The organism is Pseudomonas sp. 65/3-MNA-CIBAN-0223 (assembly GCF_040310425.1).
Lineage (GTDB): Bacteria > Pseudomonadota > Gammaproteobacteria > Pseudomonadales > Pseudomonadaceae > Aquipseudomonas > Aquipseudomonas gregormendelii.
On sequence record NZ_JBEOPV010000002.1, the window covers coordinates 309144 to 328679 of the forward strand.

A 19536-nucleotide genomic window follows, 5' to 3' on the forward strand; every position below is an offset into this window, starting at 1 on the left:
TTTGCGGGTCCTGTTGATCAAGACGTCTTCGCTCGGTGACGTGATCCATGCGTTGCCGGCGCTGACGGACGCGGCCCGGGCGATTCCCGGCATTCAATTCGACTGGGTGGTGGAAGAGGGCTTCGCGGAGATCCCGACCTGGCATCCGGCGGTGGGCAAGGTGATTCCGGTCGCGATTCGTCGCTGGCGCAAAAACATCTGGCAGACCATCAGGAGCGGCGAGTGGAAGCGCTTCAAGCAAAGCATTCGCGCGACAAAATATGATCTGGTGATCGATGCCCAGGGCCTGTTGAAAAGTGCCTTGCTGACTCGTTATGTCAAGGCGCCGGTGGCAGGCCTCGATAAAGGTTCGGCACGAGAGCCGATCGCGGCACGTTTCTATGATCGGCGCCTGGCAGTTGCCCGCGGCCAGCATGCCGTGGAGCGAGTACGCCAATTGTTCGCCATCGCCCTGGGCTACGACTTGCCCAAGGGTCTGAGTGACTATGGCCTGAACGTCGAACGTCTGGTCGAGCTGCCGCGCAAGAATCCCTACGTTTTGTTCCTGCACGGCACCACCTGGGACACCAAGCACTGGCCCGAGGCCTATTGGCGAGAGCTGGCCGAGCGCGTTGGCTACCTGGGTGTCGGCGTGAAGCTGGCTTGGGGCAACCCGGCCGAAAAAGCGCGCGCCGAGCGCATCGCCAAGGACATGCGCCACGTTGAAGTCCTGCCCAAGCTGAACCTGGCGGGCGTTGGCAAAGTGTTGGCCGGGGCGCAGGCCTGTGTGGCGGTGGATACCGGTCTTGGCCATCTGGCAGCAGCACTGGACGTCCCGACATTGTCTCTGTTCGGCCCGACCAACCCGGGCCTGACTGGCGCTTACGGAAAGTCGCAGATTCACATCGCCAGCGACTTCCCCTGCGCACCCTGCCTGCAAAAGAAATGCACCTATCAACCGACGGCCGAAGATGCCAGCCGGTTTGACCTGAAACGCGAGTGGCCGCTGTGCTTCACGCGTTTGAATCCCGAGCGTGTCGCGATCCGACTGAGCACGTTGTTACTGGCTGAGGAGCTGCGCTGATGCAATTGGCATTCGTCTTGTACAAATATTTTCCATTCGGGGGCCTGCAGCGCGACTTCATGCGCATCGCCCTGGAATGCCAGCAGCGTGGCCACCAGATCCGCGTCTATACGCTGATCTGGGAAGGCGATATTCCGCCGGGCTTTGAGGTGCTGGTAGCACCGGTCAAGGCGTTCTTCAATCATCGTCGCAACGAAAAACTCAGCGAGTGGATGGCCGCGGATCTGGCCAGGCGTCCTGTGGATCGTCTGATCGGCTTCAACAAGATGCCCGGCCTGGACGTCTACTACGCCGCCGATGGTTGCTTTGAAGACAAGGCGCAGAACCTGCGCAACTCGCTCTACCGTCGCTGGGGTCGCTACCGCCACTTCGCCGAGTACGAGCGCGCCGTGTTCGCCAAGGACGCCAAGACCGAAGTCCTGATGATTTCTGAAGTCCAGCAACCGCTTTTCATCAAGCATTACGGCACCGCGTTGGAGCGCTTTCATCTGCTGCCGCCGGGCATTTCCCAGGATCGTCGCGCACCGGCAAATGCCGACGAGATCCGGGCTGAATTCCGCCGTGAGTTCAACTTGCAGGACGATGAGCTGCTGTTGGTGCAGATCGGCTCCGGGTTCAAGACCAAGGGCGTCGATCGTAGCCTCAAGGCGCTGGCCGGACTGCCTGTCGATCTGAAAAAACGTACCCGGCTGTTTGTAATTGGCCAGGACGACCCCAAGATATTCCAGATGCAGAGTGCGACATTGGGCCTCGGCGATAACGTGACCTTCCTCAAGGGGCGCAGCGATATTCCGCGGTTCCTGCTGGGTGCTGACCTGTTGATCCACCCGGCCTATAACGAAAATACCGGGACCGTTCTGCTTGAAGCCCTGGTCGCTGGCCTGCCGGTGCTGGTGAGCGCGGTCTGCGGTTACGCCCATTACATCGTCGAGGCGGACGCAGGGCGGGTGCTGGACGAACCTTTCGATCAGGCGCAACTGACCCACTACCTGGCCGACATGCTGAACGACGCTCAGGCGCGTGCGGCCTGGAGCCGCAACGGTCTGGCCTTCGCCGACACGGCCGACCTCTACAGCATGCCGCAGCACGCGGCCGACGTGATTCTGGCGGAGCAGGCGAAATGAAATTGATGTTGGCTGAACCGTTCAAGAGCCTTTGGGCTGGACGCGACCCGTTTACCGAAGTCGAGCGCCTCGAGGGCGAGGTTTATCGCGAGCTTGAGGCGCGCCGCACCTTGCGCACTGAAGTGGACGGCCACGGTTTTTTCGTGAAAATCCACCGTGGCATTGGCTGGGGCGAGATCTTCAAGAACCTGCTCACCGCCAAGCTGCCGGTGCTCGGCGCCGGCCAGGAGTGGAAGGCCATCCAGCGCCTCAAGGAAGTGGGGGTGCCGAGCATGACGGCGGTGGCTTACGGGGAAAAAGGCAGCAACCCGGCCGACCAGCACTCGTTCATTGTCACCGAAGAGCTGGCGCCTACCGTCAGCCTCGAAGACTACAGTATCGATTGGGTCAAGAACCCACCGGAACCGACACTCAAGCGGGCGCTGATCGCCGAAGTGGCGCGCATGACCGGCATGATGCACCGCGCCGGCGTCAACCACCGCGACTGCTACATTTGCCATTTCCTGCTGCACACCGACAAGCCGGTAAAGGCTGACGATTTCAAGCTTTCGGTGATCGATCTGCACCGGGCCCAGACCCGCCCGGCAATCACTCAGCGCTGGCGCAACAAGGACCTGGCCGCGCTGTACTTTTCGGCGCTGGACATTGGCCTGACCCGTCGCGACAAGTTGCGCTTCCTCAAAGGTTACTTCCAGCAGCCGCTGCGGCAGGTCCTGGGCCAGGAAGCAACCTTGCTCGCCTGGCTCGAAGGCAAGGCGAACAAACTCTACGATCGTAAACAGCGGTACGGAGATGCGCTCTGATGTCGGGTTGGAAGCTGGAGCCTGCGTACAGCGAGCTGGCAGAAGATTTCGGAACTCTTGATGCAGTGTTTGCGCTTCAGGGCGAGCGCCTGACCCGCGATCCGCTGTCCGAAGTCATCCGCGTCGAACGCAACGGCGTCAATTACTACGTCAAGCGTTACGTTGGCGCCGGCAAGGGCCTGCGTCGTTACCTGGGCAAACCACGGGTCAAGGCCGAATGGCAGAACCTTAAACGGTTCGCCAAATGGGGTATTCCCACCGCCGAAGTCGTGGCGTGGGGCCTGGAGCGGCGGGGGGCAGCCTATGATCGAGGTGCAATGATCACCCGGGAACTGCCGCGCACCGAAGACTTGTCGGCACTGGCCGAGCGCCATGATCCGAAACTCCATGACCGTGCCTGGGTCGATGTTGTGAGCCGGCAGTTGGCCGGCTATACCCGGACCATGCACGACCATCGGTTCACCCACAACGACCTGAAGTGGCGAAACCTGTTGATTGACGATCAGGCCCGGCTGTTCCTGATCGATTGCCCGAACGGCGACTTCTGGCGCGGCTTTTGGCTCAAGTATCGAATCACCAAAGACCTGGCGTGCCTGGACAAGGTCGCCAAGTACCAGCTGTCGGCCACTCAGCGCCTGCGGTTCTACTTGCAGTACCGCCAACGTGATCGCCTGAATGAGGCGGACAAGAAGCGCATTCGTCACGTTGTCAGATTTTTCGAGGGTCGCGAATGACTGATTATCTCGCTGCTGAGGACCGCGCTTTACTTGAACGCCATGGTCTGGGCACCTTCGAAGCGCTGTGGGCCAGGCAGCTGGAAGCGGTGGACGAACCGAACACCGCACGCGGTGGCTGGAGCAGCGTGTTTCGCCTGGACCTGGAAGGTCATGGCTACTACCTCAAGCGGCAGTGCAATTACCAAATGCGTACGTTGCATGCGCCTTTTGGCGAACCGAGTTTCGCCCGGGAGTTTCGCAATATCAGTCGCTATGAAAGCCTGGGCATTCCGGCGTTGAAAGCGGCGTTCTTTGGTGAGCGCAAGGTCAAGGGCGAAGTGCGGGCGATTCTGCTGACTCGTGCGCTGGATGGTTGGGATGACCTCGACTCGCTGTTGCAGCGCTGGTCGCAACTCGGCGAGGTGGAACATTCGGCGATCATTACAGCCTGTGGTCAACTGGCTCGGCGCCTGCACGGTGCACGCCAGGTTCACGGCTGTTTTTATCCCAAGCACATTTTCCTGCAAGCCACCGCCAGCGGCTATCAAGCCCAGCTGATTGACCTGGAAAAGACCCGGCCGTTGCTGCTGGGGCAGCGCGACCGGGTGAAGGATCTCGAGCCTCTGCTGCGTCGTGCGCCGCAGTGGAACGACGCACAAGTGCGTGAGTTGCTGGCGGTTTACCTGGATCAGCCAGTGGCCAGTTCACTGATCGACAGCTGGCTGCAGCGCCTGGGTGCGCGGCGCGGTTACAAGGAGGCGCGCTGATGCGTTTGTCCGAACTGAAGCATGCAGGGCGTAACCCGGGCCTGCCATTGAGCATTTCACTGGCCGATGCCGCCGGTCCTGCCAACTTGCAGTTGCTGAGCTTGCTGCGCGTGCTGCCTGGGCAGCGATACGTCGGTGCTGGCGTTTGGCGCGGCCGTCCGGTGCTGGCCAAGTTACTGGTCGGCGCTAAAGCGTCGCGGCACTTCCAGCGCGAACTCAATGGCGTGCGCTTGCTCGCCGATCAAGGCTTGACCACCCCGTTGCTGCTGGCCGATGGCTTGAAGGAAGGCGAGGGCGGCTGGCTGCTGTTCGATTTTCTCGAGGGCGCCGAGAGCCTGGGCGATGCGTGGAAGCAGGTCGAGAGTTTGCCAATGCTCGCGGACGAGCAGTCGGCCGTCCTGGCAGCTGCGCTGGGGGCGATCGGCCAGATGCACCGCAAAGGCTTGTGGCAGGAAGATCTGCACCTGGACAACCTGTTGCGCCAGCGCGGCCGTCTGTATTTGATTGATGGCGCGGGAATCTGCGCCGAAACGCCGGGGCAGCCACTGTCGCGGCAGAAAGTACTGGAAAATCTCGGGGTTTTTTTCGCCCAACTGCCCAAATCCCTCGAGCCTTTCACCGAAGAGCTGCTGGTGTATTACCTGTTGAGCAATGGCGAGCATGCCTTACCCATGGAGGCATTGCAGAAGCAGATCAACAAGGTTCGCGCCTGGCGCCTCAAGGACTTCCTGATCAAGGTTGGGCGCGAGTGCACGCTCTTCAGCGTCCAGCGCGGGGCGTTTGCCTTGAGGGCTATTCGGCGCGAGGAAGAGGCGGCGATGCTGCCAGTGCTGGAGCAGGCGGACGAGTTACTTGATCGAGGCCATCTGTACAAGACCGGTGGCGCGGCGAGTGTAGGAAAAGTGGAGGTAGAAGGTAGGACGCTGGTTATCAAGCGCTACAACATCAAGGGGTTCGCCCATTGGTTGAAGCGTTTCTGGCGCCCAAGTCGTGCCTGGCATTCGTGGCGCGAAGGCAATCGCCTGGCCTTCCTGGGCATTGCTACGCCCAAGCCGCTGGCCTTGCTGGAGAAGCGTTTTTTCTGGCTGCGCAGTCGGGCGTATCTGGTCACCGAGTACCTTCCAGGTCCGGATATCATCGAACGTTTTGCCCCCTATGTAGATAGCGGGGACGCCCCCGAGGCCGAGCTGCTGGCGCTGGATCATCTGTTCGCCGAACTGATCAGCGAGCGCATCAGTCATGGCGATTTCAAAGGCCATAACCTGTTCTGGCATCATGATCGCTGGGCATTGATCGACCTGGACTCCATGTGCCAGCACGGTTCGCCAGGCAGCTTCGCCCCGGCCTATGCGCGGGATCGGGCGCGATTCATGCGCAATTGGCCAGAGAGCAGCGCCCTCTACCAAATCATCGATCAGCGTTTGCCCAAAGACATCTCCCGCGTCTGATAGGGCGCGAAGATCGAAGCCTGCGGCAGCTCCTACGGGGATTGTGCCGGTCTCGCCTTCGCGCCCAGAGGTAGGAGCTGCCGAAGGCTGCGATCTTTTGATCTTGATCGTCCAAGTCAAATAAGCGCTGGGTCATTCCCGCCTTGTTTACGCTATAATCCCGCCCTTTAGCTGTCTCTCGCCGCTTGCGAGGGCACATCAATTTTTTGAGGCGCATTGCGCCTGCATGCAGACTAAAGAGGCTAGACCCCTGTGGCATTGACGATTCTTGGCCTGTCCGGCGCCCTTAGCCATGATCCTTCCGCAGCCTTGTACATCGACGGCAAGCTGGTCGCGGCGGCTGAGGAAGAGCGCTTTGTGCGCGATAAACATGCAAAGAACCGCATGCCCTACGAATCGGCGAAGTTCTGCCTCGAACAGGCGGGCATCAAGCCGTCCGACGTCGATGTAGTCGCGATTCCGTTCGCCCCGATCAGCCTGTTCGGCGAGGCTCGCTGGCACTACGCCAAGCGTTACTGGTACGCCCCGGATCGTGCACTTGATGCGATCCTGATGGGCAACCGTCGCTACAAGCGTTATCGCAACAAAATTGTCTGGTGCCTCGAACAACTGGGCTTCGATCCGAAAAAAATCAAGATCGAGCCGGTCGAGCATCACCTGGCCCACGCCTCCAGCGCCTACCACTGCTCCGGTTTCAAGGAGAAAACCGCGATCCTGGGGATCGACGGCAAGGGTGAGTACGCTACGACCTTCTTCGGTTATGGCGAGAACGGCAAGATCCACAAGATCAAGGAGTTCTTCGATCCTGACTCCCTGGGCGGCCTGTATGGCGCGATCACCGAGTTCCTCGGGTTCGAGATGCTCGACGGTGAGTTCAAGGTCATGGGCATGGCGCCTTATGGCGATGCCAGCAAATATGACTTTTCCCGCCTGGCGTCCTTCGAGAACGGTGAGTTGGTGATCAACACCGATTACGCCAACGTGATTGGCCTGCGCCGCTACAAAGAGAAAGGCAAAGGTTTCTACTTCTCGCCGAAACTCATCGAGTGGCTGGGTCCAAAGCGCGAAGGCGACATTGCCGACGAGCCTTACATCCACTACGCCGCGAGCATGCAGGCGCTGTTCGAGAAGCTGGCGCTGCAGATGATCGACCATTATCTGGGCGACGTGCTCAAGGAAACCGGCAAGCTGGCCTTTGCTGGCGGCTGTGCGTTGAACGTCAAGCTGAACCAGAAGATTATCGCCCGCGACGACGTCAAGGAACTGTTCGTCCAGCCTGCATCGGGCGACGCCGGTACCGCAGTCGGTGCCGCGGCTTATGTGTCGCACGCCCGTGGTGTGCCAGTCGAGAAGATGGAACACGTCTACCTCGGCCCGTCCTACACCAACGAAGACGTGCTGGCAGCATGCGCCCGTCACCCGAGCAAGCCGGTGTGGCGCAAGCTCGAGAACATGCCGGAAAATATCGCCAGGATCATGGTCGATGGCAATCCGGTTGCCTGGTTCCAGGGGCGGATGGAATTCGGCCCGCGTGCGTTGGGCGGTCGTTCGATCATTGGCTGCCCGAGTGCCACTGGCGTTGCTGACCGCATCAACCACCAGATCAAGTTCCGCGAGCGCTGGAGGCCTTTCTGCCCGTCGATGCTCGACACCGTTGCACCGCAGATGATCAAGATCGATCACCCGGCGCCGTTCATGACCTTCACCTTTGAAGTGGCTGAAGAGTGGAAGACCCGCGTGCCGGAAGTCGTCCACGAAGACGGCACTTCCCGGGCCCAAGTGCTCAAGCGCGAATACAACCCGCGTTACTACGACATGATGAAGGCGCTGGAAGTGCTGACCGGCAACGGTGTTTCGCTCAACACCTCGCTCAACCGTCGTGGCGAGCCGATGATTTGCTCACCGACCGACGCCTTGAACATGTTCTTCGGTTCCGACCTGCAGTATCTGATCATGGAAGACATTCTGGTGGTCAAAGAGGGCGCTGACGCATATGACACGCTCGGCTGAACGCCATGTGCTGCAGTTCTGTCACGGCTATGACGGGCCGTTTCTGGACTGCGCCCGGCAGTACGCCAGCCTGTTCGCGGGGACCGGTTATCGGGTGACCACGGTGTTTCTTACCGGGGCGGCCGATGCCGAAGTCGCTGCGGGCTGTGCTTCCGATGAAGTGTTATTCATGGAGTACAGTTCAAAGTCCATTCGTGGCCTGAAGTTGGGCGCGATCCGGGATCTGCGCAAGATCGCCGCGTCGCGCAACTTCAGCTTCTGCATCGCCCACCGCTTCAAACCGATCTATATCGCCTTGCTCGGTACCTCGTTGCCGGTGATTGGCGTGCACCATGCCTTTGGCGATTACAAGCGCGGCACCCGCAAACTTTTTGCGCATATTTTTCGCAAGCGCCTGAGCCTGCTCGGGGTGTCCGATGCCGTGCGCGACGATATGCGCAAATGCCTGCCGAAATGGCCGGATTCCCGAATCCAGACGCTCTACAACCGCATCGACGTGCAGGCATTGCAAGACAGCCAGCTGTCGCGGCAGGTAGCCCGGGAGACCCTTGGCCTGGCGATGGATGCGTGGATCGTCGGTAACGTCGGGCGCCTGCATCCCGACAAGGACCAGGCCACCTTGTTGCACGGTTTTGCCAAGGCTTTGCCTGGCTTGCCGGTGAACAGCCAGATGGTGATCCTCGGTACCGGTCGCCTGGAGCAGGACCTCAAGGCGCTCGCCCGCGAGTTGGGAGTCGGTGACCGGGTACTGTTCCTGGGCCAGGTGCCCGAGGCTCGTCGTTATTTCCGTGCTTTCGATGTGTTTGCCCTGAGTTCCGATCATGAGCCGTTCGGCATGGTGCTGCTTGAAGCCATGGCCGCCGGCGTGCCGCTGCTCGCCACTGCAGCGGGCGGCGCCAGGGAAGTGGTCGAAGGTGTCGGTATCCTGTTCCCCCTGGGTGATGCCGAGCATCTGGCCCAAGGGCTGCAGCACCTGGCCGCGATGGACGATCACCAGCGCCGCCAATGCGCGGAACTGATGACTGATCGCTTGCGCGAACGCTTCTCCGATCGCGCGGTGGGTGACGCTTTCTGGCGTTTGCCGCGTGTTACCGAACTGGCAAAGAGGGGCTGATGCTCAACCGACTTCAAGGCTGGCGCGAACGTGGCTGGGCAGTAATCGATGCCGCGACCTATGCCGATGCCTGGCACCGTTATGGCGGCAGTGTCGCCACCCATCCGATGGTCGTTGAACGCCTGGCACACATGGCCGATATCCCGGTGCGTTATCTGGCATGGGAACAGCAAGGTGAAATCAAGGCTGCTATCCCGACCTGGGGTCGCGACCTGGCGCTGTCCAAGGATGTGCTCAAGCGACGGGGTAAAAAAGGCCTGTTCGACCTGGGCAATGCAGAACTGATCCTGCCGGCCGCCGCCGATGCCCAGGCGCCGCTGCGCCATCGTGCACGCTACCTGTGCGCGATGAGCGAAGGAAGGTTCACCGGTATCAGGCTGCAAGCCGAGCAATTGGCCATGGCCCGCACCCCTGAAGAATTGTCGAAGAAGTTCCGCTATAACCAGCGCCGTGAATTGCGTCTTCTGGAAGAGGCCGGCGGCGTCGTGCGACCAGTCACCGAGTTTTCCAGCGGCGAACTGGCAGCGATCTACTGCGATCTGTTCCAGCGCAGATGGGGTTTCCCGGCCACAGGTGCCGAACGCATGGCAGAGGTCATCGAGCTGTTGCGTGAGTTGCTGATTGGCTCGGTCATTTTCCTCAATGATGCGCCGATCGCGATTCAACTGGTCTACCGGGTTGAAGCGCCGCAATGGATCAGCGTCGAGTACATCAACGGTGGCGTCGATCCTGAAACCCGCGAATTCAGTCCCGGCAGCGTGCTGAGTTTCCTCAATACGCAAAGTGCCTGGGAGCATGCCCGGGCGCTGGACAAGCCCTTGCGATTCTCTTTCGGGCGAGCCGATCGGGAATACAAGGATCGCTGGTGTAACCCTGTCCCGGTATTCACTGTATGAATCAACCCATCAGCCGTAAACAGTTGCTGCTAAAGCGCCATCGACGCAACAAGCGTTTGAGCCTGCTTATCGCGTTGCTGGTGTTAGTGGTCGTTGGTTGGCTGGTGACCTGGTGGTTGCCGCTGGTCATTGCGGTGCTGGGCTGGGTAGCCCATGAAGCCTGGTTCGCTGACCATCTGTTCTATTCCCCTGGCGATGATTACCAATACAGCTTTCCACCCTACACTCAGCAACCCAAAGTCCATCTGGACGGCGAGCGGTTGCGCCTGGACGAGGGCGTCATGCTGGTCGACGACGCCACGCTGGTGTTGGCGCTGCGCATACAAAGCACCTGGCTGGGGCGCTTTTTCGATCCCGTGGTCGAGTTAACGGGGGGCAGTAATCCCGACCGTCAGGCTTTCGAGCGGGGTGTCGACGGGTTGCGCTACCTCAACCTGACCGGGCAGGCGTCGGTGCTGTCCCAGGGGCAACTGCGCTTGCGCGGACGGTTCTGCCGGTTGCTCGGCGAACCCGTGCTGTGGGCCTTCGAATACCCCGACTACCGTGACAAGCGGGTGCTGGTCATCGCCCCCCACGCCGACGACGCCGAGCTGGCGGCGTTCGGCTTGTACAGCAGCGCCGAGCAAAGCTGGATCGTGACCGTGACAGCCGGTGAAATAGAAGCCGAGCACTACCAGCAAATGGGCCTTGATAGCGTCGAGGCGGCGCGCCTCAAAGGCTCGCTGCGTGCGTGGGACAGCATTGGCGTGCCGTTGTGGGGCGGTGTCGCGCAGGAACGCTGCATCCAGCTGGGGTATTTCTGTCTGCAATTGCCGGCGATGCAGGATGCACCGGACTGTCCGGCGGCCTCCCGCGAAGCGCAGCTTGGCGATACTCGCTACTTCCGCCGCTTCAACCCGTTTGCCCTACGCAGTGATGCTGACGGTGCCCCTACCTGGAACAACTTGCTGGGGGATCTGCATGAGCTGATCGAGCGCATTCAGCCCCAGGTCATCGTGTTGCCGCATCCGCGCTTCGATCCCCATCCGGACCACCAGTGTTCGCAGCAAGCCGTCATGCAGGCGCTGGGCGCCACTGCCTGGCAGCCTGAAACCTTGTTGTATTACGCCAATCACCTCCACGATAACGATCGCTGGCCCATGGGTGAGGCAGGCACTGGCGTGGCGTTGCCGCCGCAACTGACGGCCGACGAGCCCATGCGTCCCTGGGCGCTCGGCCTGTCCGACAAACAACAATGCCACAAGGCAATGGCCCTGGGCATGATGCATGACCTCCAACCGAGGCTGCCATTGAAGCGCCTGCTGCGGCGGGCAATACAGAGGTGCCTGGCGGCTCGACGCTGGCCGGCTTACGGGGAAAACGAGTTTTTCCGCAAAACCGTCCGGCGCCATGAATTGTTCTGGGTGCAAGATCTGTCTGGAAAGAGAGAAACCAATTGAAAGTTCTGTTCCTGGTGCAGAAAGAGCAGCGAGCGATCCTTGATCGCCTCTACGACGGAATCGCCGCCCATTGCGATTGCGACAAGCGCGAGTTGACCAGCGAGGAGCAGGACGACCTGCGCGGCTATTTCCGCAAGCACGTCGATGTAACTCGCTACGACCGCATTGTGTTCTTCCTGCGCTTCAAGAAGGAAATCAGGCAGGTTCGCTTTATCCAGACCGTGCCCAACCTGGTGTTTCTGGAGCACGATGCCTACCAGAATTACATCCCGTGCAAGTACACCGGCAAGTTCAGCGCCCATTACCGCAAGCTGCCGTGGGTGCGGGTGATCAGCTCGGGATATGTGGTGGCCGAGCGTCTGCGCGAGGAAGGGTTTGATGCGGTGTTCGTGCCCAAGGGCTACGACCAGACCCTGCTGCAGGACCAGGGTCGCGAACGTGATATCGAGTTGGCATTTGTCGGCAGCACCAACAGCGTTGCCTACAGCGGTCGCAAAGCCTTGCTCGATGAGCTGGGGCGCGTTGAGCCGCTGGTCGTGACCCGGACCAAGTCCGGCGAGGAATACTGCGATACCCTCAACCGTATCCGTTTTTTCGTCAGTGCCGATGTCGGCATGGGCGAGTTCATGATCAAGAACTTCGAAGCCATGGCCTGCGGTTGCGTGTTGCTGGCGTATGACCAGGGCGAGGCCGAGAGCCGCGCGTTGGGTCTGCAGGACATGCATAACATCGTGTTCTACCAGACCATCGCCCAGTTGCAGGAAAAACTCGCGCAACTGCGGGCCGACCCTGAGCTGGCACGGCGCATTGCCGATAACGGCCGGGAACTGGTAGTGGCGCAATTGAGCTTTGCGCGTATCGGCGAACGCATCGTCGAGGCGCTCAAGCCGGCGCTGCGCACCCGTGCACCACTTAGTCTGCTGGAAAAAGTGCGCCTGAAACTGGGCGTTTGACAAGGGCCGGTCAGCCATTGATATTGCTGGCACTTTGACTTTAAACGAGAATCAAGTGCAGTTTTCAACCGAAAGTAACATCACCTTGGTGGTCACCAGCTGTGGCCGCCTGGACCTGCTCAAAACCACTCTCGAGAGTTTTGACCGGTTCAACACAGCGCCCATCCGCGAAGTCTTCATTACTGAAGATGCCGGGGACGAGGCTGTGCATTCGGCCATCCCTGCGGGCTGGAAAGATCATTGCACAGTGTTCGTCAATCGCCCGAAGCTCGGTCAGTTGGCATCCATCGACCTGGCTTACGAACATGTCAGCACTCCGTACATTTTTCATTGCGAAGACGACTGGGAATTCTATCGCCCAGGATTCGTGGAAGACTCGCTGAAAATCCTCGAATTGCGTCCGGAAATCCTCCAGGTCTGGATGCGCAGCTATATTTACGATCTGAGTGTGCACAGCCCTTACATTCGCCTGGGTGCTCGGGAGTTCATTGGTGGTGTGGCCTGCTATCCACTGATCTCGGACAAGCCCGAGTGGCAGAGTTTCTCGCTGAACCCCGGGCTGCGCAGGATCAAGGAATATCGGCTGTGTGCCCCTTATGCCTCGCACGACGGGGAGAAGGCGCTGTCCAAGCGTTACGCGCAGCTGAACCTCACTGCAGTGACGCTTGAGGGTGATGCGGTGCGGCATACGGGGTTTGGTTTGCACGTCCAGACTTCTGTCGAGCGTGAGCGCAAGGCGCGGCGCAGTCGGCGCGAACAGATCAAGTTCGCATTGTCTCTACTGGTGGGAGTATGCATTGGCTGGTTCATCAATTAAGTGCACCAGGAGAGAACCCGGCAGATGCCTGAAGCGGCACGTGGCGCCATGAGCATTCTCAATGTGATGTGGTCCGGCGGTGCGCCTTTTGCGTCGATACACAAGGTTCACCAACAGATTCTGTCCCAGGCGGCCTCGACATCACCGGTCAAGACCTGGCTGTTACAGGGCTGCGCAACTGATTGTGGCGTGAACGTGGCTGGCGCCAGGGAGTGGAACCTGTCCTCCGCGCAGTTGAAAGGGCGGCATTTCTGGCGGCTGACCAAGCCCTGGATGCAGGCCGGTTTCAAGAAAGCGCTCCTGGAAAGCCAGGCAGATCTTTTGCTGCTCGACGGCCTGGGCGTTGCCCGCACCTTGTTGCCCCTGCTGAAGAAACTGCCTCACGTGCGTGCCATTGTGATTTTCCACGGGTCCACTCGACTTCGTCCCGAAGACCGGGTGCTGTTCCAGCACTTCAAGCCAACCCAACTGACGCTGGTCGCAGTGTCAGGCACGCTGGCGACCAAGCTGGGCCAGGACCTTCAACTCCCGATCCAGGCGCTGCGCAGTGCATATGACCCTGTTGCCTTTCGCGCCGAGGTGCTCTCGCGAGAGGATGCCCGTGCTCGCCTGGGGCTGCCGCTCGACGAGACGCCGGTGCTGGGTGCGGTCGGTCGACTGGAAGACAAGAAAGGATTTGCGTGCCTGCTCGACGCCTTCGCGGTAGCACTGAAACAGCGCGCAGATCTGCGTCTGGTCATTATCGGCGAGGGCTCGAATCGTGCCGCGCTGCAGGCGCGTATTGATAGCCTGGGGCTCGGCGGCAATGTCTCGTTGCCGGGGCATTTGAACGACGCCGCGCAACTCTACCGCGCTTTCGACTGGGTTGCGATCCCCTCGTTGAGCGAGGGCCTGGGGCTGATCATGCAGGAGGCCGTGATGGCGGACGTGCCGGTGATGTCCAGCGAACTTCCGGTGTTTCGCGAACAGCTGGATGACAAGGGTGTGTATGTCGCCGCTGCCGACGTCAACGCCTGGAGCGCGGCCATTCTGAGTGCATTCAATGACTGCGCATCAACGATTGCAGCGGGCCAGTACCGCAAGCTGGCACCTGACCAGGCCTGGCTCGACTTCAGCCAAGCGGTCCGCGAACTGTTGTCATGACGCCATGACGGCCTGCTCCAATGCTTGCATTGGAAAGCTGCCGTTCAGGTTCTCGCGTGCAATATAGCGCGCGAAGTGTTGCAGGTTGCGCTTGATCAGGTGCTTCGGCAGTGGGGCACGCACAAAGCGCATGTCTGCGACATCAATCAAACCCATGCGGTTATCTGGCGTCACCACGATGTTGCCCAGGTGCAACGAGCGAAAATAAATTCCCGATTTGTGCAGGCTGCGGATCAATTCTGCGAGCGCCGGCAGGTTCTGCTGCCAGTCAAAGCCGTCTTTTGCCGCAACCTGGCGCAGGGTTTCACCCGGCAATGGCTCATACAGTACGGCGGTCATGCCTGGACCTTGCAGGCAGTAGAACTGCAGCACCTGAAGGGTGGGCACGCCGCGCTTTTGCAGCTCCAGGGTGTTATCGATGAACCGTTTCGAGTACGGGCGAAATATTGCGGAAGAAAATAGTCGCTTGCGCCTGAACAGTTTGAGGATATTCCCATCCTGCAACAGGTAGACTTTCGGACCGTAGCTATCAGCCTCCAATACTCTGGCGCCTTCAATCATTTGATTTAAAGCGTCTTGCGGAAGTCGGGAACATTGCATCGTAGAAAGCCTTGTCGGAATTGCGGAGCACCGTGGCGGGCAATGATGCCGAAAAGTTTCAGTTTTAACCATGCCGGGTGAGGCAGGGTGAACTATCCAAGGAGCAAATCGATGCAGGAAACACGCTGGGCGCAACTATGGATGGCCGCAGGGCTGATCTGGTTTTTACTGGCCATTGCCGTAGCGCCTACCAACAAAGCCTATCAACAGGGCCTGGTCGCTTTGCTCTGGCTCCCGGCCCTGGTGTTCGCCTGGCCTGCGCGGGTTCGACTCAAAGAGCTGTTGTACGAACAGCGCTGGATCTACCTGCCGCTGCTTGGTTTGCTGGTCTGGTCTTTGATCAGCCTGTCGTGGACCAACGTCGAGGAACCCGCTCGCGAGGCCAAGCGCCTGTTGTACATAGTCGTGTTCCTGCTGTTTTTTCCGATATTGGCCAACGGTCGGCCGGAGCGCGTGATTCGCCTCATGCAGTGGGGAGGTTTCGGCCTGGCGCTGACAGCCCTGGCCGCTGTCATAAAATTCTATGGTGTTAATGGCAATGCCTGGGTTGCACGTCTTGAAGGCCTGGGGGAGCTGTCTCACCCGATCCTTGGCGGCTACGTCATCGGGCTCGCGGCCGTGTGGCTCGTGCTTTGGGTGCCCAGCGAGCGCTGGATGCAGGCCCTCTGGGCTGTGGCCTTGGGCTTGCTTGGCGCGTTCGTGGTGATGAGCCAAAGCCGGGGCGCGGCCCTGGCGTTGTTCTTCACGTTGCTCGCAATGCCCATCTGGTGCCGGGACCGGCGCAGCTGCGTTGTCGCAATCGGTGCCCTGGCGGTGGCGCTGCTGGCGTTCTGGTTGCTCGAACCACTGGTGCTGGCCCGCGGTGCCTCCTATCGCCCGGAGATCCTGGTTGCCAGCCTCAACATGATCGCCGAGCATCCATGGCGCGGCCTCGGGCTGGGCGGCGACTACAAGGTGTTCGCCGCAGACATGTATTTCGACCATGCCCATAATCTGTTCAGCCATGTGGCAATCGAGTTGGGTCTGCCAGGCCTGCTGCTGTGGTGTGCAGTCTGGTTTGGCGTGCTGCTTGAGGCCTGGAAAGCCAGGACGTCGCTGTACGGCCGGGGCATTATCGGCATCTGGCTGTTTTCCACCCTGGCCATGCAATTTGATGCGGCCAGCCTGACCGGCACGCCCAGGGCTGAGTGGTTCATCAGCTGGCTACCGATCGGATTGGCCAGTGTTTTGGTATGGGCGCGGGCCAACCCCGGTGCCTGTGATAAAATTTCGCGTTCTTCCTAACAAGTGAGCTCTACGATGAGTGACGCACCGCCCAAAGCGGGACAGGACTCCAGCCTGAAAATCTATCTTCGGCTGTTGGGGTATGTAAAACCCTATGTTGGCCTTTTCCTGCTGAGTATCGTGGGCTTCGTGATCTTTGCTTCCACCCAGCCAATGCTGGCGGGGATCCTCAAATATTTCGTCGACGGCCTGAGCAACCCTGAAGCCGTGCTCTTTCCCAATGTTCCCTATCTCAAGGACCTGCAGTTGCTGATGGCGGTGCCACTGCTGATCATCCTGATCGCGGCTTGGCAGGGCTTGGGCTCGTTCCTGGGTAACTACTACCTGGCGAAGGTTTCGCTGGGGCTGGTGCATGACCTGCGCGTCGAGCTGTTCAACAAGCTGCTGGTATTGCCCAACCGCTACTTCGATACCCATAACTCGGGGCATCTGATTTCGCGCATCACCTTCAACGTGACAATGGTCACCGGCGCCGCCACGGACGCGATCAAGGTCGTGATTCGTGAAGGCCTGACCGTGGTGTTCCTGTTTGCCTATCTGTTGTGGATGAACTGGCAGTTGACGATCGTGATGCTGGCGATTCTGCCGGTGATTGCCTTCATGGTGGGTAACACCAGCAAGAAATTCCGCAAGCAGAGCAAGAAAATCCAGGTGGCGATGGGGGATGTGACCCACGTCGCCTCCGAAACCATCCAGGGTTATCGCGTGGTGCGCAGCTTCGGCGGCGAGAGCTATGAAGAGCGCCGCTTTGCCGAAGCCAGCCAGGGCAACACGGACAAGCAGCTGCGCATGACCAAGACCGGCGCGGTGTATACGCCGATGTTGCAGCTGGTCATCTATACCGCCATGGCCGTGTTGATGTTCCTGGTACTGTTCCTGCGGGGCGACGCTACGGCGGGCGACCTGGTGGCCTACATCACGGCGGCGGGCCTGCTGCCCAAGCCAATCCGTCAATTGTCGGAAGTCAGCTCGACCATCCAGAAAGGCGTGGCCGGTGCCGAAAGCATTTTCGAACAGCTGGACGTTGAGCCTGAGGTTGATAGCGGCACGGTCGAGCGTGATCGCGTCAGCGGTTACCTGGAAGTGCGCAACCTGAGCTTCACCTACCCGGACACCGATCGTGAAGTGTTGAAAAACATCAGCTTCACCGCGGCACCCGGCCAGATGATCGCGCTGGTGGGTCGCTCAGGCAGTGGCAAGTCGACCCTGGCCAGCCTGATCCCTCGTTTCTACCATCACGAGACCGGCGAGATCCTGCTCGATGATGTCGAAATCGAAGACTATCGCCTGCGTAACCTGCGTCGGCACGTGGCACAGGTCACCCAGCATGTGACGCTGTTCAATGACACCATCGCCAACAATATCGCCTACGGCGACCTGGCTGGCGCCCCGCGGGCCGACATCGAGAAGGCCGCCACCGATGCTTATGCGATGGACTTCATTTCCCAGATGCCCGATGGCCTGGATACCCAGGTCGGTGAAAACGGCGTGCTGTTGTCCGGTGGTCAACGCCAGCGCCTGGCGATTGCCCGGGCCCTGTTGAAGAACGCTCCGTTGCTGATCCTGGATGAGGCGACTTCGGCACTCGACACCGAATCCGAGCGCCATATCCAGGCGGCACTGGACCAGGTCATGAAGGGCCGCACCACGCTGGTGATCGCTCACCGCTTGTCGACCATCGAAAAGGCCGACCTCATTCTGGTCATGGACCATGGTGAAATTGTCGAGCGTGGCACCCACGCGCAGTTGCTGGCGCAAAATGGCTACTACTCGCGCCTGCACGCCATGGGGCTCGACGCACCGACGGAAAATATCGCCTGATCCAGGCCCGGGGGCGAAGAACGATGTTTCATTCGGTTGCAGCCGTGGCGCAAGCCCACGGCAACCCTGTGTTAATATCGCGCCCCTGTTCATTTTGTATGTGGGTTGCTCCATGAAGTTGTCCATGCCGCGATTCGATCAAGCCCCTGTCTTGGTGGTCGGCGATGTCATGCTCGACCGTTATTGGCATGGTGGTACCTCACGGATCTCCCCGGAGGCGCCGGTACCAGTCGTCAAGGTCGAGCAAATCGAGGACCGCCCAGGCGGTGCCGCCAACGTTGCGTTGAACATTGCCGCTCTGGGTGCGCCGGCTTCCCTGGTTGGCGTCACCGGCGACGATGAAGCCGCCGACAGCCTCGCCAACAGCCTCAAGGGCGCCGGCGTGCGGGCATTGTTCCAGCGCATTGCGCACCAGCCGACCATCGTCAAGTTGCGGGTCATGAGTCGTCACCAGCAATTGCTGCGTATCGACTTCGAAGAACCTTTCGCTACCGATGCCCTCGCCTTGGGCGAGCAAGTCGACGAATTGCTCGAAGGCATCAAGGTGCTGGTGTTGTCCGACTACGGCAAAGGCGCGCTGAAGAACCATCAGGTGCTGATCCAGGCTGCTCGCGCCCGTGGTATTCCGGTATTGGCCGATCCCAAGGGCAAGGATTTCTCCATCTATCGTGGTGCAAGCCTGATCACGCCGAACCTCAGCGAGTTCGAAACCATCGTCGGTAAATGCAGCGATGAGCACGAGCTGGTGACCAAGGGCGCGACCCTGATGCAGGAGCTCGACCTCGGCGCCTTGCTGGTGACTCGCGGTGAGCACGGCATGACCTTGTTGCGCCCCGGTCATCCCGCGCTGCACCTTCCCGCGCGGGCGCGTGAAGTGTTCGACGTCACGGGTGCCGGTGATACGGTGATTTCGACCCTGGCAGCAGCGATTGCTGCCGGTGAAGAATTGCCCCATGCAGTGGCCCTGGCCAACCTGGCTGCGGGTATCGTGGTCGGCAAGCTGGGTACTGCTGCCATCAGTGCACCGGAACTGCGGCGCGCCATTCAGCGCGAAGAAGGCTCCGAGCGCGGTGTGCTGGGGCTCGAGCAACTGCTGCTGGCGGTTGACGATGCCCGTGCGCACAAAGAGAAGATCGTGTTCACCAACGGCTGCTTCGACATATTGCATGCCGGTCACGTGACTTACCTCGAGCAGGCGCGGGCCCAAGGCGATCGTCTGATCGTTGCAGTCAACGACGATGCGTCAGTGAGCCGACTGAAAGGTCCTGGGCGTCCGATCAACAGTGTTGACCGGCGCATGGCCGTCCTGGCCGGCCTGGGCGCTGTGGACTGGGTTATCAGCTTCTCGGAGGGGACCCCGGAAAACCTGCTGCGCGAAGTCAAGCCCGACGTTCTGGTCAAGGGTGGCGATTACGGCATTGAGCAGGTGGTGGGTGCTGACATCGTGGCAGCCTACGGCGGCACGGTGAAGGTCCTGGGGCTGGTGGAAAACAGCTCGACTACGGCGATTGTGGAGAAGATCCGCAAGTCGTAAGAGC

The 19536-nt window shown here is 60.2% G+C and carries 17 protein-coding genes; 16 read left to right on the plus strand and 1 reads right to left on the minus strand.

Annotated elements, in window-relative coordinates; translation table 11 throughout:
* Nucleotide 1 precedes the first annotated feature (1 nt).
* The 13 genes from waaC to AAEZ09_RS03040 all read left to right on the plus strand — a co-directional run bounded on the left by waaC (nucleotide 2) and on the right by AAEZ09_RS03040 (nucleotide 14293).
* Nucleotides 2-1063, plus strand: coding sequence for a lipopolysaccharide heptosyltransferase I (gene waaC / locus AAEZ09_RS02980; protein WP_350598081.1), 1062 nt, complete (start codon nucleotides 2-4; stop codon nucleotides 1061-1063).
* Entirely contained in the window at nucleotides 1063-2187 is a 1125-nt protein-coding gene (locus AAEZ09_RS02985; protein ID WP_350598083.1) for a glycosyltransferase family 4 protein, read from the plus strand. The genes waaC and AAEZ09_RS02985 overlap by 1 nt, the downstream gene beginning before the upstream one ends.
* Nucleotides 2184-2990 (plus strand): lipopolysaccharide core heptose(I) kinase RfaP, encoded by an 807-nt coding sequence (gene rfaP, locus AAEZ09_RS02990; protein WP_205892028.1) that lies wholly within the window; start codon nucleotides 2184-2186, stop codon nucleotides 2988-2990. The genes AAEZ09_RS02985 and rfaP overlap by 4 nt, the downstream gene beginning before the upstream one ends.
* Nucleotides 2990-3724, plus strand: a complete 735-nt coding sequence (locus AAEZ09_RS02995; protein ID WP_045061887.1) for a lipopolysaccharide kinase InaA family protein — start codon at nucleotides 2990-2992, stop codon at nucleotides 3722-3724. The genes rfaP and AAEZ09_RS02995 overlap by 1 nt, the downstream gene beginning before the upstream one ends.
* The gene (locus AAEZ09_RS03000; protein ID WP_045061886.1) at nucleotides 3721-4473 is read left to right on the plus strand and encodes a lipopolysaccharide kinase InaA family protein; all 753 of its coding nucleotides are present in this window, start codon (nucleotides 3721-3723) and stop codon (nucleotides 4471-4473) included. The genes AAEZ09_RS02995 and AAEZ09_RS03000 overlap by 4 nt, the downstream gene beginning before the upstream one ends.
* Entirely contained in the window at nucleotides 4473-5921 is a 1449-nt protein-coding gene (locus AAEZ09_RS03005; protein ID WP_350598086.1) for a lipopolysaccharide kinase InaA family protein, read from the plus strand. Before AAEZ09_RS03000 ends, AAEZ09_RS03005 begins: the two co-directional genes overlap by 1 nt.
* A gap of 252 nt (nucleotides 5922-6173) precedes the next feature.
* Nucleotides 6174-7931 carry a carbamoyltransferase family protein gene (locus AAEZ09_RS03010; protein ID WP_045061884.1) on the plus strand — a complete coding sequence of 586 codons (1758 nt, stop codon included), beginning with the start codon at nucleotides 6174-6176 and terminating at the stop codon, nucleotides 7929-7931.
* Nucleotides 7915-9045 (plus strand): glycosyltransferase, encoded by a 1131-nt coding sequence (locus AAEZ09_RS03015; protein ID WP_045061883.1) that lies wholly within the window; start codon nucleotides 7915-7917, stop codon nucleotides 9043-9045. Before AAEZ09_RS03010 ends, AAEZ09_RS03015 begins: the two co-directional genes overlap by 17 nt.
* Nucleotides 9045-9941 carry an antimicrobial resistance protein Mig-14 gene (locus AAEZ09_RS03020; RefSeq protein ID WP_045061882.1) on the plus strand — a complete coding sequence of 299 codons (897 nt, stop codon included), beginning with the start codon at nucleotides 9045-9047 and terminating at the stop codon, nucleotides 9939-9941. Before AAEZ09_RS03015 ends, AAEZ09_RS03020 begins: the two co-directional genes overlap by 1 nt.
* Before the next feature lie 8 nt (nucleotides 9942-9949).
* Nucleotides 9950-11380 (plus strand): PIG-L deacetylase family protein, encoded by a 1431-nt coding sequence (locus tag AAEZ09_RS03025; protein WP_350598120.1) that lies wholly within the window; start codon nucleotides 9950-9952, stop codon nucleotides 11378-11380.
* Nucleotides 11377-12333 carry a glycosyltransferase family protein gene (locus AAEZ09_RS03030; protein ID WP_350598088.1) on the plus strand — a complete coding sequence of 319 codons (957 nt, stop codon included), beginning with the start codon at nucleotides 11377-11379 and terminating at the stop codon, nucleotides 12331-12333. Before AAEZ09_RS03025 ends, AAEZ09_RS03030 begins: the two co-directional genes overlap by 4 nt.
* A gap of 55 nt (nucleotides 12334-12388) precedes the next feature.
* Nucleotides 12389-13150 (plus strand): hypothetical protein, encoded by a 762-nt coding sequence (locus tag AAEZ09_RS03035; RefSeq protein ID WP_045061880.1) that lies wholly within the window; start codon nucleotides 12389-12391, stop codon nucleotides 13148-13150.
* A 48-nt stretch (nucleotides 13151-13198) separates the two neighbouring features.
* Nucleotides 13199-14293 (plus strand): glycosyltransferase, encoded by a 1095-nt coding sequence (locus AAEZ09_RS03040; RefSeq protein ID WP_045062025.1) that lies wholly within the window; start codon nucleotides 13199-13201, stop codon nucleotides 14291-14293.
* On the opposite strand, the gene AAEZ09_RS03045 is transcribed toward AAEZ09_RS03040, so the two are convergent.
* The gene (locus AAEZ09_RS03045) at nucleotides 14288-14893 is read right to left on the minus strand and encodes a lipopolysaccharide kinase InaA family protein (protein ID WP_045061879.1); all 606 of its coding nucleotides are present in this window, start codon (nucleotides 14891-14893) and stop codon (nucleotides 14288-14290) included. The genes AAEZ09_RS03040 and AAEZ09_RS03045 overlap by 6 nt on opposite strands.
* A gap of 111 nt (nucleotides 14894-15004) precedes the next feature.
* Between AAEZ09_RS03045 and AAEZ09_RS03050 the strand changes: the two genes are divergently transcribed.
* From AAEZ09_RS03050 to hldE, 3 genes are all read left to right on the plus strand, one after another.
* Complete coding sequence (locus AAEZ09_RS03050) at nucleotides 15005-16177, plus strand: O-antigen ligase family protein (RefSeq protein WP_045061878.1); 1173 nt, start codon at nucleotides 15005-15007, stop codon at nucleotides 16175-16177.
* Between the two features lie 15 nt (nucleotides 16178-16192).
* The gene (gene msbA, locus AAEZ09_RS03055; protein ID WP_045061877.1) at nucleotides 16193-17998 is read left to right on the plus strand and encodes a lipid A export permease/ATP-binding protein MsbA; all 1806 of its coding nucleotides are present in this window, start codon (nucleotides 16193-16195) and stop codon (nucleotides 17996-17998) included.
* Nucleotides 17999-18110: 112 nt separating this feature from the next.
* The gene (hldE, locus tag AAEZ09_RS03060; RefSeq protein ID WP_045061876.1) at nucleotides 18111-19532 is read left to right on the plus strand and encodes a bifunctional D-glycero-beta-D-manno-heptose-7-phosphate kinase/D-glycero-beta-D-manno-heptose 1-phosphate adenylyltransferase HldE; all 1422 of its coding nucleotides are present in this window, start codon (nucleotides 18111-18113) and stop codon (nucleotides 19530-19532) included.
* Nucleotides 19533-19536 lie beyond the last annotated feature (4 nt).

Coding starts and splice junctions, on each gene's coding strand:
- AAEZ09_RS02985 (WP_350598083.1), top strand. CDS start 1,063: ATGCAATTGGCATTCGTCTTGTACAAATATTTTCCATTCGGGGGCCTG.
- rfaP (WP_205892028.1), top strand. CDS start 2,184: ATGAAATTGATGTTGGCTGAACCGTTCAAGAGCCTTTGGGCTGGACGC.
- AAEZ09_RS02995 (WP_045061887.1), top strand. CDS start 2,990: ATGTCGGGTTGGAAGCTGGAGCCTGCGTACAGCGAGCTGGCAGAAGAT.
- AAEZ09_RS03000 (WP_045061886.1), top strand. CDS start 3,721: ATGACTGATTATCTCGCTGCTGAGGACCGCGCTTTACTTGAACGCCAT.
- AAEZ09_RS03005 (WP_350598086.1), top strand. CDS start 4,473: ATGCGTTTGTCCGAACTGAAGCATGCAGGGCGTAACCCGGGCCTGCCA.
- AAEZ09_RS03015 (WP_045061883.1), top strand. CDS start 7,915: ATGACACGCTCGGCTGAACGCCATGTGCTGCAGTTCTGTCACGGCTAT.
- AAEZ09_RS03020 (WP_045061882.1), top strand. CDS start 9,045: ATGCTCAACCGACTTCAAGGCTGGCGCGAACGTGGCTGGGCAGTAATC.
- AAEZ09_RS03040 (WP_045062025.1), top strand. CDS start 13,199: ATGAGCATTCTCAATGTGATGTGGTCCGGCGGTGCGCCTTTTGCGTCG.
- AAEZ09_RS03045 (WP_045061879.1), bottom strand. CDS start 14,893: ATGCAATGTTCCCGACTTCCGCAAGACGCTTTAAATCAAATGATTGAA.
- AAEZ09_RS03050 (WP_045061878.1), top strand. CDS start 15,005: ATGCAGGAAACACGCTGGGCGCAACTATGGATGGCCGCAGGGCTGATC.
- msbA (WP_045061877.1), top strand. CDS start 16,193: ATGAGTGACGCACCGCCCAAAGCGGGACAGGACTCCAGCCTGAAAATC.
- hldE (WP_045061876.1), top strand. CDS start 18,111: ATGAAGTTGTCCATGCCGCGATTCGATCAAGCCCCTGTCTTGGTGGTC.